This window comes from Paenibacillus sp. FSL R5-0914, assembly GCF_038004525.1.
Lineage (GTDB): Bacteria > Bacillota > Bacilli > Paenibacillales > Paenibacillaceae > Paenibacillus_AQ.
This window is the reverse complement of sequence record NZ_JBBORH010000001.1, coordinates 3292458-3310176: the sequence shown is the minus strand read 5'-3', so window position 1 is coordinate 3310176 and position 17719 is coordinate 3292458. Positions and strand designations below refer to the sequence as shown.

11 protein-coding genes and 1 pseudogene are annotated in these 17719 nt (G+C 42.4%); 3 read left to right on the top strand and 9 right to left on the bottom strand.

Annotated elements, in window-relative coordinates; genetic code table 11:
• Positions 1–121: 121 nt before the first annotated feature.
• Positions 122–919, top strand: coding sequence for a lipase family protein (locus MKX60_RS14640; RefSeq protein ID WP_341060170.1), 798 nt, complete (start codon positions 122–124; stop codon positions 917–919).
• Here the strand turns inward: MKX60_RS14640 and MKX60_RS14635 are convergent.
• The 6 genes from MKX60_RS14635 to MKX60_RS14610 form a co-directional block, all read right to left on the bottom strand.
• Positions 914–3448, bottom strand: a complete 2535-nt coding sequence (locus MKX60_RS14635; protein WP_341060169.1) for a GH39 family glycosyl hydrolase — start codon at positions 3446–3448, stop codon at positions 914–916. The genes MKX60_RS14640 and MKX60_RS14635 overlap by 6 nt on opposite strands.
• Positions 3449–3571: 123 nt before the next feature.
• On the bottom strand, positions 3572–5272 hold the full coding sequence (locus tag MKX60_RS14630; protein WP_341060168.1) for a glycoside hydrolase family 3 protein: 1701 nt from the start codon (positions 5270–5272) through the stop codon (positions 3572–3574).
• Between the two features lie 24 nt (positions 5273–5296).
• Positions 5297–7561 carry a beta-glucosidase family protein gene (locus MKX60_RS14625; RefSeq protein WP_341060167.1) on the bottom strand — a complete coding sequence of 755 codons (2265 nt, stop codon included), beginning with the start codon at positions 7559–7561 and terminating at the stop codon, positions 5297–5299.
• A gap of 33 nt (positions 7562–7594) precedes the next feature.
• Positions 7595–8950, bottom strand: a complete 1356-nt coding sequence (locus tag MKX60_RS14620) for an MFS transporter (protein ID WP_341060166.1) — start codon at positions 8948–8950, stop codon at positions 7595–7597.
• 84 nt (positions 8951–9034) lie between these two features.
• Positions 9035–9940 (bottom strand): phosphatase PAP2 family protein, encoded by a 906-nt coding sequence (locus MKX60_RS14615; protein ID WP_341060165.1) that lies wholly within the window; start codon positions 9938–9940, stop codon positions 9035–9037.
• Between the two features lie 226 nt (positions 9941–10166).
• Complete coding sequence (locus tag MKX60_RS14610; protein WP_340971242.1) at positions 10167–10508, bottom strand: DUF4181 domain-containing protein; 342 nt, start codon at positions 10506–10508, stop codon at positions 10167–10169.
• A gap of 413 nt (positions 10509–10921) precedes the next feature.
• Here MKX60_RS14610 and MKX60_RS14605 point away from each other — a divergent pair, with 413 nt between their 5' ends.
• The gene (locus tag MKX60_RS14605; protein WP_340971244.1) at positions 10922–11353 is read left to right on the top strand and encodes a flavodoxin domain-containing protein; all 432 of its coding nucleotides are present in this window, start codon (positions 10922–10924) and stop codon (positions 11351–11353) included.
• A gap of 44 nt (positions 11354–11397) precedes the next feature.
• On the opposite strand, the gene MKX60_RS14600 is transcribed toward MKX60_RS14605, so the two are convergent.
• Together MKX60_RS14600 and MKX60_RS14595 are read right to left on the bottom strand one after the other, a co-directional pair.
• Complete coding sequence (locus MKX60_RS14600; RefSeq protein ID WP_341060164.1) at positions 11398–13467, bottom strand: serine hydrolase domain-containing protein; 2070 nt, start codon at positions 13465–13467, stop codon at positions 11398–11400.
• Positions 13468–13550: 83 nt separating this feature from the next.
• Positions 13551–14273, bottom strand: coding sequence for an MOSC domain-containing protein (locus tag MKX60_RS14595; RefSeq protein ID WP_076286559.1), 723 nt, complete (start codon positions 14271–14273; stop codon positions 13551–13553).
• A gap of 205 nt (positions 14274–14478) precedes the next feature.
• Here MKX60_RS14595 and MKX60_RS14590 point away from each other — a divergent pair, with 205 nt between their 5' ends.
• Positions 14479–15942, top strand: coding sequence for an ATP-binding protein (locus MKX60_RS14590; RefSeq protein WP_256721762.1), 1464 nt, complete (start codon positions 14479–14481; stop codon positions 15940–15942).
• Positions 15943–16511: 569 nt separating this feature from the next.
• On the opposite strand, the pseudogene MKX60_RS14585 reads toward MKX60_RS14590, so the two are convergent.
• A pseudogene (locus MKX60_RS14585) lies at positions 16512–17659 on the bottom strand (IS3 family transposase).
• Positions 17660–17719 lie beyond the last annotated feature (60 nt).

Genomic DNA, 17719 nt, shown 5'->3' with positions numbered 1-17719 from the left:
CTGAAGTAAGTATTCAAGCGGTGTAGAATTTAGCCCTTTCACATTAGTACAGGGTCTCGCATGATATAGGAATCTCTCCCTCGTCCCCCTAATATAGTTTAGGAAGAAGGGCGGGATGCACATGGGTACCAAAAATGATCAAGAGCAAAGGGCTATCTTTCTAGCTGCTATCTGCGGACAGACCTATGCGCAGTTCTCAAATAAAGAGGGTTCGTTCGTCGTTCCATTAGATTATCAGATCGTGGATACGATTGAAGCAAGATCTATCAGCGAGGTGTGGGAACGCTTTGGATTTATTTTGGAATCTCCACAAGAGATTATCGTTGCCTTCCGAGGAACCAGCTCCACAACCGATTGGATGTCAAACGTTATGGCCTCACAAGAGAGATTCAATTACATTAAAGAAGATACCCTTACCCACCGCGGTTTCACGAATATCTACTCATCAGCGCGCGATGGGATTATCTCTACACTCGCTAAGTTATCTCCCGATAAGACCTTATACATTACTGGTCACAGTCTTGGCGGAGCACTCGCCACTTTATGTGCTATTGATCTTGCGGCCAACACCTCGCACATCTCACCTATTCTGTACACCTATGGTTCACCACGTGTAGGCGATCCGAACTTCGTTAATGCTTTTAAACAATATGTCCGCAAGAGTTACCGTTATGCCAATCTCTTTGATGTTGTTACCTACGCGCCTCCACATGTATACAGGCTACCTAAACGGGAAACGAAGTACTATTACAGTCATGTCCACACTTTTTTATCACTGTCATTTCAGAATGGATCGGCAAGTGGTAATCATATGATCAGCTACTATTTCACAGAGCTATCCAAGCTTCAACCGCAATACTCCGAGGAACTTTGTCTAACGAACCCAGGATTCTGTCCAGTTGTAAATAACCCATCATAAGCGCATCAATTCCACCAACTGCACCTCATGCGGAGACAACTTACTAATTAACGAATAGGTGCTCGTTATTTCGACTTGTTCAAAGGTCAGTTGCGGGCAGCTGGCTTGCTTCAAATAATTAAGGGTGTCAGCATCTATAGGATGAGGCGCCCCCATTCGTACCCACAGGTCGAAAACGCTTCCATTTTGCCTGTTAATTGTATGTCTTTTGATCGTATACGAGCCTGGCTGAATATCTGCAAGCTCCAACGTCAACTCTATGTCTCCACCTTCTTCGAACACATCGTATCTATTCGTGCGATTAATGAGCGAGGCATCACCTTTTTGGTACAATGAATCGATATGCGCGTAAGCATACATCAACACCTGCAGCCCCATATCACTACTAGTAATGTAATATCCTTTCCCTTGATGAATGAATTGGCGGCCTAATTTTGCAAGTAGTTTAAACGCGTAGAAGGATGGCTTTGGTATCCCGTTATATGTCATCAGCCCCAAACCTCCATGAAACGTTTCTGACGACATTTTGAACTCCTCTAGCAAATCCGTAGCCGTCCAATAACCAAAACTATGGAGACCATCCATATTTTCCAGTACATTTTTCACGATATAGGCTGCCTTAAAGCATGTATCATTCACTAAATCACGGTGAGAGCCTGTGGCATTCCATTCTGTCATATGCAGTTCAGGAACATCACTTCCCATAGCTTCCGATACGGTTTTCTTCAATTTAATAATGACTCGCGATAAATATTCTGTATCCGCTGAAAGCTCTATTGTCTGAAACAACACATCCGGATTCTCTTCATAATCCACCTGAATCACTTGAGTTGATCTTAACGATTCATCATACGGATAACTGTGAAAGGATATAAAATTAGGCTTTACGCCTCGTCTGCACACATCATTCATAAACCTTGTCAGCCAATCTGACTGCATTAACGTAAGAGATAAAACACCTGGCCCCCCCACACGTAGCTCAGAATCTATGGATTTGATGGTTTGAAATGTTGAAATGAACAGCTCACAGTAAGCTTCATAAGTATCTGGCCAAAAAATATGGATTTCCGGTTCGTTCCACACCTCGAAATACCACTGCCTCACTTCATGAATGCCATATCTATGGATGTAATGTGTAATAAACTGATGAATCATCTGATTCCACTTACCGAGGTCCTTAGGACTACCCACAAAGCTCTTTTTATAAAAAACAGAAGTAGCTCCCTCTCCCGCAAGCTGGCGTGGTAAAAAAGAGAGCTCTAAAAACGGTTTCAATCCGGAGCACAGTAAAAAATCAAATAATGAATCACTATAAGCAAAGTTTAAGCTCACATCTCCCCGCTCATTCTCGCCATAAATCATCATCTCATCATCAAAAATACCGTGAAACCGTATATACTGAAACCCAATCTCCTGTTGCATTTGCTTGATATGTCTTTGTACCTCTGCAAACAATACCTCTTTGGCCTTTCCTACCGTTATGAGCTTCTTCCAAGTATGCGCAAGCTCCTTGCTTTGGTTAGACTTTACCGAAATCTCATGGGTCTGCTTATGTATATGAAGGGCAACTGGTAGATTGGAAGAAGCTGATAAATTCTTGTTAGGCAGATATTTGAATAGCGACTCAAACGCCTGTGTGGGATTCATGTCAAAGTAGTTAAACTGGGCCACACTGCTTTTCTGAAATGAACTGCGTCCGTCCAAGACGGTCTTCCGGTATTCTCCAGGCGTCTGTCGATAGAACTCTTTAAACACCGCATTAAAGGATTTCAGGTTGGGAAACCCATGATCATGAGCGATCTGTGTGATGGATAGATTGGTAAGCGTCAAATCTTTTACAGCTTTATCCAAACGCACCGCATTCACATATTTGGTAAAGGAAGTACCCATATACTCTTTGAAAAAACGCGATAAATACGGAACGGTCAAATACTCCTGAAGGGCCAACTGCTGGATGTTAATTGCCCGATTGTAGTTCTCTTTGACATAAGAGGTAATTCGCAATAGCCGTTCACGATGCTTATCATCATGTTTCTCAGGACTTTGGTCTTGTTCACGAAATCCTTGCATGAGTAAATAAGTTAAATTAAGAAGACAGGACTGTATGCGTAGATGATACCCTTGTGGGCGCTTATTGTGGAGCAGCATCATCTCAGCCAGCAATGTACGAAGTTCATCAAACTTAGATTGTTCTTCATAGCTAGCAGCCGCAGAATTACAATCGAATAACATTCTTTCGATCTGAGGTTCAATCAGAAGTAAATAAGAAACTGGAATTTGCAGCGCTAGCACCAAATTATTCTCTTCAGCTTTAATCGCATGAATTTCATTAGCATTAATCAAGAACAAATCTTCTTCATTTAACTCTCTAAATCTGTCCTTTGTGAAAAGTTCAAGTTTCCCCTTGAGTACGAATAATATTTCAATGCTATCATGCCAATGATTCGGGACCTGATGGGTACTGTGCAAAAACATGTGGACCGGAAGATGATCGTCCATCTCAATATTTTCGTAGGTGTAGCTTTGCAACTAGCACCCTCCTCTCACTCTCTCAATATATGTCTTATGCCCTATTATATTATAAAAAAAGCGATTGAATAGAACTATCCTATTCAATCGCTTGATACTATTACAGATCTCTATGAATTCTAATTATAGTTGTGTATCCCAATAGCCACAAAACGGATCCACAGGATTAACTCCTTTAAAGGAGGAACGCCCCACAAGCTTCTCAATCAGTGCATCTACCACATAATTACTTGGTGAATAGGCATTAATGAACGTTGGTATACGCGGGACGTCGATCAAATGATAAGGATTCGCTACAGAAATGAACATCGTTGGCATTTCTTGAATAAACCATGGCATGTCTGCCCCAAATGGAGGTGCCCAATTAATCCGTACAACGGTTTGATTACTATGGGTCTCCAGATTTGAGATATAGACCGCAGCATCATAGTGATCCGTTAACGCTTTTACACCTCCGAACATGGCACTGAAATCAACTTCACTCTTATTAAAGAGCGTTACCTCGAATCCTTCCTCTTTTAGCTTGGAAATGAAGTACGGTGCAATATCTGCCCCTCCGAATAAACCTTCCTCGCCTCCTAGTGTGAATACAAGTAGACGTTTGTGACTCTCAGGACTAATGGGGAGCATCTCCTGTGTATCCTTCACTAATGTTACTGACTCATCTGCACATTCCTGAGCCCAACGCACATGCTCTTCGCAAGCAAGGACGGCAAGGGCTTCTTTTTCTGGAACGAGCGTGCCTTGTTGTTTCTTCTTATGAAGTCCCAGCGCAGCTTTCACTGCAAGAATACGAGTCACTGCTTCGTTCACGCGCTCCTCCGTCAGAATGCCGGTCTCAATTCCTTTCATCATATAGGCAACGTCTTCTTCTAAACTCTTGTTAAAGAGGAACATATCACAACCCGCAGCGATGGATGTCGGAACCGCTAGCTCCCGCTTCATTGCCATCGTGAATCCCGCCATTGGCGTAGCATCTGTAGTAATTAATCCATTAAAGCCGAGCTTGTTACGCAATAAATCATTTAAAAGCTCAGGAGCTAACGTTGCAGGCATAATCTCCAAATCTGTAATCCCCGGACGTAATTCTCTGGAATAGGCGGGATGAGCGATATGCCCTACCATAACCGTATGTGCGCCAGCTTCTATACAATCCGCGTATACCTTCCCAAAGGTAGCATCCCACTCTTCCACTGAAAGTGAGTTAATAGAGGTCAACAAATGCTGGTCCCTTTCGTCAACGCCATCCCCAGGGAAGTGTTTAATAGATACGGCCATGCCATGCTCTTGAATCGCTTCGGTGTACGCCTTGCTCATGCGAGCTACTCTCTGCGGATCAGAACCGAATGTTCTAACATTGGTTATCGGATTACGGAAATTATAGTCGATATCGAGAATGGGTGCGAAAGCCCAGTTACAGCCTACAGCACCACCCTCCCGCGCGGCAATGATACCAAGTTTACGAGCCATTTCGGTATTATCCGTCGCCGCCACTTGCAGCTGCTTACCGAAGAAAGTACCCTCTGCCGCAGAACCATTACCTCCTGCTTCAAGATTAGCTGCAATTAGCAGCGGAATATCCGATGTATCCTGTAAGTAGCGATGTGTTTCTTGCACCAGCTCTCCTGGGCCGGGACGGAACATAATCCCGCCAATCTTAATCCCTTGTGTCAAAAGTGCCAGCTGCGTCTTATCATCGGTGAACCCGATCGGGCAAAATAACTGCCCGACCTTGCCCGCCAAATCCAGAGAGGCTAAGGTTTGTTCCACCCATTTAATCCCCTCATCATCTAGATGAAACGGTTTAGCTTTCAAATCTATCATGTCTTTTATCTCACTCTCCCAGATTTATTTATTGGAATTCAATAGATTAATCAGCTCATCTAACCCTTGTTCCGTCATAGCACCTTGACTGAACATAACCATTGCACGAATCGGCATGTTGCGCATCATCTCGATCATCATTTCCGAGCCATCCTGAAGCATGGGCATCATCTCACCAGCTTGTGACAGCATGGCTTGAATAATAGCAGCAGCCTGTGGATCTCCCATAAGATCACCTATAGTTGAATTACGGGTATAGGATTTAGCGAGGGATACAGTTGATTCAACAACCACAGACTCAACAAGCAGGATCTCTTGGGAGGAAGCTCCCACCAAAACTTCAAATTCACCGGTTTCCACATGCCAATCTTTCAGCTTCACGTTATAATAAGCAAACGCTCTGCTATCAAGCGTAAAGCTTACCTGCTTCGTTTCCCCAGGCTGCAGATCTACCTTCGCGAAGCCCTTTAACTCCTTCTCTGGCCGCACCACATTACTGAGTACGTCTTTTACATATAGCTGTACTACTTCTTTGCCTTGCATAGCGCCAGTATTGGTAACCTTCACGCTTACTTGCAGCGTGTCAGTATCTTTCAAAGAGTGCGAACTTACCGAAAGATCAGAGTATGCAAATGTTGTATAGCTGAGACCATATCCAAACGGGAATAAAGGTGTTATCCGCTTAGCATCATAGTAGCGGTATCCTACGAACAATCCTTCCTTGTATTCAACAGTATCTCCTTCGCCAGGGAAATTTAAGTAGGAAGGATTATGTTCCAGCTGTAAAGGGAAGGTCTCTGCCAGCTTACCTGATGGGCTTACGTTTCCGAATAACAGATCGGAGATGGCACCACCAAGCGCTTGCCCACCTAGATAACCCTCAAGCACAGCTTTGACGTTGCTGATCCAAGGCATTTCAATGGCCGATCCGTTACTCAGCACAACGACAGTGTTAGGCTGAACATCAGCGACTGCTTCGATCAAGCGGACCTGACTCTCTGGAATACGAAGATGAGTCCGGTCGTAGCCTTCAGACTCATAGCGCTCTGGCAATCCGACGAACACAATCGCCGTATCCGCTTGTGCAGCGGCTTCTATGGCTTGCCCAATAAGTTCCAGACTCGGCTCATCGCTATCAGAAACATAACCTTGAGAATAACTCAATTTCGCATATGAACCCGCTTCTTCTAGAAGGCTGTAATATATATCATCCAACCTAGTTGGCTTGATATGTGAGCTTCCACCACCTTGATACCGTGGATTACGGGCGAAATCACCGATCACGGCATAGGAGCCCTCACGTTTCAGAGGAAGCAACCCATCCTCATTTTTGAGTAGCACCATACTTTCTCTGGCAGCAACTCTAGCTAATTGGTGATGTGCCTCAGGATCATAAGAAGCATTTTCTTTGTCATTCTCAACAGCTTTGAAAATAATAGAAAGCAAGCGACCCACCGCACGATCCAGTGCTGCTTCAGATAATGTTCCGCTCTGAACCGCATCGATAATCTTCTGATCACCGGCACCATTACTTGACGGCATTTCTAGCTCCAAACCTGCAGCTAAGCCTTTAGCTCGCTCATTCACCGCACCCCAGTCAGAAACTACGAACCCTTCATGTCCCCATTCTTCTTTTAATATATCCGTGAGTAAATACGGATTCTCTGAAGCATACTCACCGTTCACCTGATTGTAGGAGCACATAACGGTCCATGGCTGCGCTTTTTTCACAACGCTTTCGAAGCTCGCCAAATAGATTTCCCTTAGTGTACGCTCATCTACAATTGCATCTACAGACATACGCCGATGCTCTTGATTATTTGCAGCAAAGTGTTTTAACGAAGTTCCTACGCCTTGGCTCTGAACGCCTTCGATATGGCCTATTGCCATCTCGGAGGATAAATACGGATCTTCAGAGAAATATTCAAAATTGCGGCCGCATAAGGGTGAACGTTTAATATTAGCTCCAGGCCCCAGTAAAATAGAGACATCTTCTGCCTGACACTCTTCCCCAATGGCTGCGCCTACCTGCTTCATTAGCTCCCGGTCCCAAGAGCAAGCCATTCCAGCTCCTGCCGGAAAACAAGTAGAAGGGACACTATCGAATATACCCAAATGATCATTCCCAGCTTTTTGCTTACGCAGACCATGTGGACCATCTGTCATCATGATGGATGGAATACCTAGTCGTTCGACGGCTTTTGTCTGCCAGAAATCTAGTCCTGAGCAAAGACCTGCTTTTTCCTCTAAAGTCATTTGTGCAATAATTTCTTGAATGTTAGGTACCATGTTCATTTCACTCCTTATGAATGACTAGTTTCTTTACATAGCGATAGAAGAATTGCGACGTTCCTCAAGCTCACGCATCATAACGGGTTGATCCTTGTCAAGACGATAGAACAACAGCAAAGTAATCATAATAATTTGGCCAATAATCGGTGCCCACAAATAGTTAAATGAAATCGCATCTAATGCGGATTCTGACTGCGCCGTGGAGTTAGCTACATAACCACCCATCGACAATATCACCCCACCAAGTGCTCCACCGAGTCCCATCCCCACCTTAACCCCAAAACTAGCAGCTGAATAAAGTAGGCCTTGTGCCCGAACACCTGATTTCCACTCCCCATAATCAACCGTGTCGGCCATCATTGCAAAAATCAGACCTGCTCCTACTCCCATGCCAAGCCCGCTTATAAGAAGCCCTGCCAACAGCACCGGAACAGAAAGGGCATTCCCCCCAGTAATTGCAATAAGGTAGCCAATGATAGAAACCACTGATCCCATAATAATTGTGTTCCTTTTCCCAATTTTCTTCACTACAAAAGGAGCGATCACCATCGAAAATATCATCAATAATTGCATGGAATTCACGATAGGAATGAGTTCAGGCTTTTTCATATAATAGGTCATATAATAAATGCTGGTCTGTCCTTGTATCGATGTTGTGATCCACAAGAACAAGCTCATCAGAAGCATGATCAACCAAGGTACATTGCCTTTGAGCGCTTTAACACCTTCTCGCATCGGAAGCGGTTTTTCATCAATGGCTTTTACGCGTTCTTTAGTGTTCGCAAACATGTTTAGAAACAGCAGCAGTGCAATGCTTGAGAACAAGATCATGGTGACCAGAAAACCCTTTGCTTGATCGCCACCACCAAAAGCTTTCACAAGCGGCATCGTTCCAGCACTAACTGTAACAACCCCAATCACGGCGAATATCATACGAACCGTATTGATCACTGTACGTTCATTAGAATTACTAGTCAGACTTGGCAGGATTGCAGACAGTGGTAGATTAATACCGGAATACATAATACCGAGCACGGTGTACGAAATGTATGCGTATACAAGTTTGCCCGTATCACCAAAATCCGGCGTCAAAAACATAAGTACTGCAGTCAAGCTGAAAGGAACAGCAAGCCAAAGAAAATAGGGTCTGCATTTCCCCCACTTTGTTTGCGTGCGGTCAATCATGGCACCAATGAACGGCTCGACGATCGCGTCGATTACCCGTGCAACAAGAAATACCACAGCTACCGCACCAGGGTTCAGACCAAACACATCCGTATAGAAGTACATGAGGTAAAGTGTTGTCATCTGGAATATCAGATTTGACGCGGTATCCCCTAGCCCATAACTGATTCGCTCTCTCCATGGCATTTGATTTTCATTCATACTACCATCTCCCCTGCGCCGCATTTTGTTAGCGCTTTCTTAATTGCATTGTACTGAAGCTGATTCTTTTAAACTGTCCGTATTTTAACGAAAATAGGGGGCATTTTTATCTTTTAACAGAGCGGTAGCGTTAGGCTGACTATTAGGATACAGATCAACCTTAAAGAGCTTACAGAACAGCAGCATACAAGTAATTGTAATAAACGCTCCAAATAATACATCCGTTGCAAAATGATCTCCCATAATGACGCGGCTAGTCGAGGTGCTGATTCCCCACACTACCGCACAGACAAGCATGATATTGCGCCATTTATTAGCGAAAGGCATAAACATCATCCACAGCATCATGGTCCAGCCATTGGCAGAGTGACCCGAAGGAAAGGATTTGTATGCTTCCGTTGTGACGCCGTTCTCTTGAATGCCTTGGGGGAGAAACCAGCTTGTAAATAGAGAATAATCGCCCTCCATATTACGAAAACGCATCCTTCCCCAAAAGATTTTGAGGACATTTACAAGCAGAATCTCCGCGAATACGATCACGATAGCTGCCCAAGCAGCACGATTATACTGTCTTAGCGTTTGAACAGCTATACGGTTCAATAGCCATTGACACAACGTTGCAAAGAGTACGGTTATAATTAAACTGTTGATCATAACATGATCCCCATCCAGCCCATACCCACGAGTTAAAGTAATCGTTATAATACCAAATCCACTAAGTAGGATGAATAATCCGGACACCAGACGGACCATAATCTTCTTTATCAACCGTTCATTTCTAACCGTACTAAATAGAATACTTCCAGCTGCGAATAACACTAGAAAAGCTGGATGTTCTCCATATACCTCAAAAAACCAACCAAACAACGATTCATGTTCGTTATACAGAGCTTTGGATAGATTCAGATCATTAAACGTAAAGATCGTCATTAACATGACCCATACTATAAGAAATCCCCATATAAAACGTTTTGTCCCTTTTGTCGTCATCTCCTCATCCCCTTTGTAGCCATTTAGGAAACGCTTACATTTGAGATTATAAAGCTCCATTCATGAATTCGGATAGGCGAATAATAACTAAAACTAGGGTAGATTTTAACCCTCCTCTTATGTGAAAAAGTGATCAATACATCAAAAGGATCGTTTATCTACAATAAGCAAAAAAGCCTAATCCCTTGTGCACGCGACAGGAGATTAGGCTTTATGGTACAAACGATTAGAAAAGGAAATAAACTAACACCACACCTTCAACTAACAAAATCAGTGAAACGATATGTTGTTTCGTATGCTTTAAAAATTTCCAATCAATAAATGACTGAAATCCTAGGGAAATAATTATGAATACAATCCAAAACCACTTCATTCCCATCCCCTGTACGCCATCAGCTATCATTATGACAATTACCGAAATTAATCCAATAAGTCCGAGTATTAATTTACCTTTTATATTTAGCTCATTACCTTCGTCAGAAAGTTTTTCTTTATCCGGGCCAACAATCCATATCCTTAGAAAAAAACCAGAAAAAGCAATAATTAATAATAAAAATGGAATGATCAATCCTGATGCCCTCCTTCTAAGAAGTTATTCATATTTATTTCTTATCATTAGTTCTTTGATTTCTCTTAACTCATTTAATATTTCTTTTGATATTTGCGTACTTCTAGAGTTATCGATGCCTAATTTAATCACGAATACTCCAAGCAAAAAATAGATGACTAGCATTACGATAATACTCAACTTATCTCCACTCCCCTCTTTATCGTTTGATTCTTAAAAGATGTAGTTAGTGATAGCGTAATTATCCCTATGATACCATAATAAGGGTGTTTGATTAACGCATGAGAACTTATTGCTAACTTGACAAAAGATCTGCATTTTCGATAGTATAGATAATATCTCGATTATCAAGATATTCGATTTGCGAGGGTATTTTGAAACCTGAACAATTTAAACTGAAAAGAGGGACCACAATGGCAGTACTTATTCTATACGCTACAAAATCAGGGGCAACAGAGCAATGCGCAAAGGTATTATCAGAAGAGCTTCCTCAGAGTAAGATCTGTAATATTGAAATAGAGAAGCCAAGTCTTGAGGCATTTGATAGCATTATTTTAGGTGCTGGAGTAAGAGACGAGAAAATATATAAAGCGATTCGTGATTTTATCAAAAAAAATAAAGATGAGTTACTAAATAAGAAGATGGGCTACTATATTTGTAACGAAAAACCAAAGACTACGGAGGAATTAATTGAGAAGAATTTTCCGGATGATCTAAAGAAAGCTGCGGTTTGCATCGAATCCTTTGGCGGTTATAAAGCCTATAAGGCTCCCAAAGAAGGTACTGATCAGCTCAAGGGGATTTTTGTAGATAAAATAAAAGAGTTTTCTAAGAATTTTAAATAGGGAATATAGAATTTTCTAATAAAATATAATTGAATGGTTTATTACTACTTGATTGTCAATTCAAACTTCGCACCCACATCGCTTACAAATACAATTTTCCCGTTATTCGGAAGTTTAACTTTCGTAAGACCACTGACAGTAGAGAAATTTATACACACACCATTCGCATCATAAACAGCAAAGGAACCTTTAGGTGGTAGCCCTACTGTCATCAACTTGCCTGATGCTGTCTCAGGTACTTCATACCATCTCGCATATCCATCTGCTTGAATGGTTACCAATGATTGCGGGCCGGCATAGATAGGTTTAATGGCATCCTGCGTTATAAATAATTGGTTTCCAATCTTGAGATACTCCACGCCCTCTTTATTTTCAAAAACAATATCCGCAAGATCGCGCCCACCTAAAGTTGGAATTTGCACGGTCATTTCAGCTTTATTCGGCCCAGTTATTTTATTTGAGCCCATATAGCCCGGTGCATCAGGGAACATAGCAATTCCAGCTACTGGCATACTCATGTAAAATTGTGAGCTATACTTCTCGCTGACATCAAAATACAATTTCCCTTGACGCTGCTGCCAAGCTGACAAGACCTCATTGGATAAAGCGTTTGCCTCTAGCTTTTCAGCTGAATATTGAGAAAGAGCAGTCTCACCAAGCCCTGGAATGACCCCATACCCTTGAATCCAAAGGTAGACACGTCCATTGCTTTCCTTCACAAAGCTGACTTTATTAGTACCCGTTGCATCTAAGAATTCACCGTTTGTATTATACGAAAATTTCTGACCTGGAAATGTAGGTGCCATAATCGAAGATACACTCAATTCCCCAGCTTTACTAATCTCTATCTTCATCAGTTGTGTAGAATCCGCATAGACACCAGCATAATCCAGCAATTCCTGCGGCATAACCTCTTTGTTCGAAGCTTTAAATGTAGGTGTAGGTTTTAATTCCTTGATAACTCCCTTTTCTTGTAGCGCACTGAGCAATATTTCGTTAGCAAGCATCTGATCGGTTGTGCTATCCCCACCAGAAGATACCACAGCTGCTGCCATCTGCTGATCAGGCAATACAACAAGTGAAGTATGATACAGAGTTGTATCCCCACCCTTTGTCAGAGCTTTGATCTCGTACTGATTGAATGGATATAAATTTACACTGTCCCAGCCCAATCCATACGCAAACGAATTATCTTTTCCTTTTGGCCACATTCCACGCTTGTACTCCTCTTGCTCCATCGCTTTTACTGATTTTTCTGATAGAAGTTCTTTCGATCCTCCAGTGAAAATAGTTGCAAATCGCACCAAATCTTCAGCCGTAGAATAGATGCCCCCTGTTCCAATCACGTTAATCGTCTCTTGGGGTAAAGCGGCAGGGTAGGTAGCATTGTATACACTTGCCAGCTGTCTAGAATCCACAGAATCTACTGGCGTTTTCGTATGCCCAAGCCCTAAAGGACCTATAAAATTCTGATGGATGAATGTAGTGAAGTCCATTCCACTAACTTTCTCAACAATCAACTCCGCCAGCGTAAATCCATCATTACAATATACTGAGTAGGCTCCTGGATCTGCCTTTAGGCGTTGAGTTGTCAAAGTCGCTAGCAAATTATCTTTGGCGATAGAATCAGAATCATTGAATAAGAAAGAGTTTGATAAGTTCGAACCCCCAAGACCTGATGAATGATTCAGCAGCATTCGTACGGTGATTTGCTTATAGCGTGAATCTTCCATTGTAAAATTATTCAGATACGATACGACAGGTGCATCCAAATCTACCTTTCCTTGATCAACGAGCTTCATAATAGAAGCGGTCGTATACATTTTACTCGTCGAGCCAATTCCATACATCGTTGTAGTGCTTGGTGCTGTCTTGCTCTCCACATGGCTGTATCCAGCTGTGCCGCTCATAACGATATTATCGCCATCGATAAGAGCATATTGGAGACTTGTCGTTCCTATCTTTTCCGTTAAGAATGCTGCCTTCTCTGCTGCGACCTTCTGAGTGTTCACATATGTTTGCGTTTTGCTACTATCCGCTGCTAATGCATTCGTTGGAAGATAAACTACTAAAAGTAAAGATACCATCAACAGGGATATTATTTTCTTCTTCATACATTCCCTCCCGCTATGAATTTTCCATTCCTTTAAAGGGTAAATTATCCATATGAGAATGTAAAGGACGTTTATATCATTATCTAATCCATTAATTCTACTTTGTCTCCAATTCTGATTTCCCCTGTCTTAACTACAGAAGCGTACACTCCGAAGTGTAGTTCAAATTCTTGGTTTAGTTTTTTCAATAATTTAGGGTCTCTTTCCTGACTATCCGGGTCCATCGTGATAACCATACATCTCTCACAAAAACTATCTACCTGTAGCTGAACATCTCCTATGGAGAGCTGCCGCCCGATCCAATCCCCTTCGAAAAGAGATTCATCGCTTAGAGCTATAACAAAGTTCCCACGAAACCGGCGCTGATCTAAGGAATGTCCCCACGCAGCCTCTAGCTTCTTCAAACTAGCATCCGTAATGAGTAAAATACTGGCGCCATCCACCGATAACAATTGCGGGTGCTCTGGCTGTGGATGTGAAGCTTTTATACTAGACATGGTAATTCGCGTTTTAGTTTGGCTTTGGATTTCTTCCAATAAATGCTCATCCCACCCAAAGGTTCGTCCATCCGAAGCCCTTACATGAATTTCTCCATTGATAAATTGCGCTTGGTAGGTAAGCATTTTAGGATTATTTCTAGCCGTAAAATACCGCCACCAGCCCTCTTTTGACTCATCATAAAAGGCACAGAAGCGATCACCTAACATTCCATACGGTTCTATTACACAGGTTTCCAATCGTTCACCTGCAAATGACTTGACTGGATAGCGATTAATTTCTCTGATTTCACCAACGATTGATTCCACGGCACAACGCCTCCACTTTCTAAAAATACAACATATCCTTTAATTCTAACTGAAATCGTTTGACTCTTGCACCCTTATTTTCACAACAACACATAGCTATTTCGAACGATTCTCGATCACATAAAAATTTATATATTTTATTTGATTATATGTTTTATACTATGACTATTACATATAGTGGAAAGAATATGAGAGGTGAATAGCAGTGCGGTCCAATGAATTCCAAAGTTTTGATTTTGCTTTTACACATGCTGTAATTGGAATGGCTCTAGTTTCGTTAGATGGAACGTTCCTAAAATGGAATTCAGCCCTAAGTACCCTATTGGGATATGATCATAACGAGTTAATAACACCTTCACCATCCGTCCGAACCCTTCTAAGTCAGATCCATGAAATTGCTGAGCTTGGAAGGTCTCTTTCCTCTATGAACATCCATCCGCATCGATTCCAACAGGCCTACTACCTACCAACCGGACAGCTGTTATCAATAGAGATCTCCATATCTATCGTTTCGGGAGCTAATGGTGCACCCCTATATTATTTTACTCAATTTGAGAACAAGACCTTGATCAGGCATATAGAAACTCAGCTACAAGAAGCGGAAAGCAGTCTACTAGAAAAAGATAAATCATTCCTGCAACTCCTGGAGGGATTACCTCTGACCGTTGTTATTACAGCAAAAGGGATTATTCAGTATGTGAATTCAGCGGGCTTACAGTTAATCCATGCGGAGAGCCTGAATCAATTGGTGGGTACATCCACTACTAATATTGTAGACCTTACCAACCATGCAATCCTCCAAGAACGAAGGGAAAGGTATTACAGTGGTGACACGATTGGCTCTGTTTGCTACTTAATTAATTGCTTAAACGGTCAGCAGAAATTTGTGGATGGATTCACATTACCGATTATTTTCAATGGAAACATGGCATTTATCGGAATTTTTAAAGATGTCTCTCAGCAAATGCTGGAAGAAGAACGGCTAATCCAATCCGAGAAATTATCTACTGCAGGGCAATTAGCTGCTGGAATCGCGCATGAAATCAGAAATCCGCTTACCGCCATTAACGGCTTCATGAAGCTGCTTCGCTCTTCCGAGCGCATGAATGATAAATATTTTTTCATTATTGAGTCAGAATTGAAACGCATCGAATTTATCGTTAACGAGCTGCTGGTCTTATCCAAGCCACAAACGACGCATATCAGTAAACCAGTGGATTTATTATCTTTACTAGAACAAGTCACCACACTAATGAATGGACAAGCTGCACTGAAAAACCTTCAGATCCTCCCTGTCTGTACAGATCACTCCATTTGGATCCATGGTGAGGCTTATCAGCTGAAACAGGTATTTATTAATTTACTCAAAAATGCGATGGAAGCAATGAATAGTGGAGGAAACATATATATTCATGTGCTTACAAATGAAAGTGAAGCCCGAATCAGCGTGCAAGATGAAGGTTGCGGGATGACAGAGGAACAGATTAAAGCACTTGGTAAACCATTTTATACGACAAAAGAAACAGGAACAGGCCTTGGATTTATGATCACGCAGAATATTGTACATAATCATGGCGGAGCGATCAGTGTAGAAAGTGTTCCTGAGCAAGGCACTACATTTACGGTAACCATTCCAAAAATTTTAGAGCCAGAGGAAGCTGCGGTATAGCATATGAAGTGCCGCAATGAATGATCCTCATTCATACTAGTATCCATACCTTCGTAGTGAGGTTCCGCTTAACGGACCATATTGCACTTATTCCCTAATAACAAGCCCATTCCCGGGTAATTTGGGGAGAATAACGGTGCTGGCTCGTTTACCTTACCGGCGGCACATTGTATTCGGTTTTTCGCATACATTCTGCTCGTTTACGTTACGGCGGCACATTGTATTCGGTTTTTCGCATACATTCTGCTCGTTTACGTTACGGCGGCACATTGTATTCGGTTTTTCGCATACATTTGGCTCGTTAACGATACTGTCGGCACATTGTATTCGGTTTTCCGCATACATTCGGCTCGTTTACGTTACCGGCGGCACATTGTATTCGGTTTTTCGCATACATTTCTCCGCAGTCTCGAAATTTTATTAATTCTATTATAGTAAGCATATACGCCTTCGGCGTCCTTTAAGGCCGGTAAGCGTTATAAGCGAGAAAGATAAGGATAATGTATAACGAAAAAGAAGCTCCAGCAGTGGTCATAGCCCCGTCAAGTAGACAGTAAAAAAGAAGCCTTTTAAGCGGCGATCTGGTTCCGGTACTCTTCCGGAGACAGGTCGCCGAGTTTTTTCTGGAAGCGTTCCTTGTTGTAGTAAAGGATGTACTCCTTAACCAAATGTTCAGCATCTTCAAGATTCTTGGGTTTCTCCAAATACAATTTTTCGGTCTTAAGGTGAGAGAAGAATGACTCTATACAAGCATTGTCGTAGCAATTCCCCCGCCGGGAGTGGCTACCGACCAAACCCTTGTCCTCTAAAATCTGGGCATACGTCCGAGTAGTGTACTGAAAGCCCTGGTCAGAGTGCAGGAGAGCCTTTGAGTCTTGGAGAGATTTCACAGTATCTACCACTAGCTTCAAGTCATTACGGACAGAGATTCTCCAAGCCACAACCTCGTTGTTGTACAGATCCATCACTACAGATAAGTAGACAAATTCGTGGCCTGTACGGATATAGGTAATATCCGTGACTAACTTTTACTGAAGAGCGTGGGCTGTGAATTCCTGGTTGAGTACGTTTGGAAATAAGACAGAAGGCTTACGCCCGGCAAACGGGCGTTTCTTGCGAATCACTGATTGGATGCCTAGCTCTCTCATCAACCTGCGAACTTTCTTATGGTTTACGGGAAATCCCTCTTTTCGAAGCGCTGTACGCATTCGCTTATAGCCATAGGCAGGACGTAACCGATGAATGGCTAAGATATGTTCCTTAAGGTTCGTATCCTTCTCTTGGCGTGCTTCCCGCAGGTCAGAGGTCTTTTTCCATTTGTAGTATGCAGCCCGGGACAATTCAGCCAGTTTGCACAGCCAAACAATCGGGTATCGCTCGCTCATTTCTTGAATGGATTGGCACCGGGTATTTGTATCCAACTTCCCTCCCCATGTAGATTGGGATTGAGCTTTTTTAAGTATTCGACCTGTGCCTTCAAATACGCGATTTCTTCGTCTTTACTGTCAAAATGTTTCCTTCCACCTTTTCCACGTCGGTCCTCAAAGGTCTCCCCACTTTTAAATTTACGTATCCACCTCACCAACTGAGCATCGCTCTTGATGTCGAGTTTTTCTAGAATTTGTGAATAGCTCATATGCTCCTCTAAGTGAAGTCGAACCGCCTCGTTCTTCAATTCTTCTGAATACTTCGTAAACGTCTGCCCCTTTTTAGCCATGAAAAATCCCCTCCGGTCGACTGTGTTAAACACATGATACCATGTGCTCTTTTTTCACTG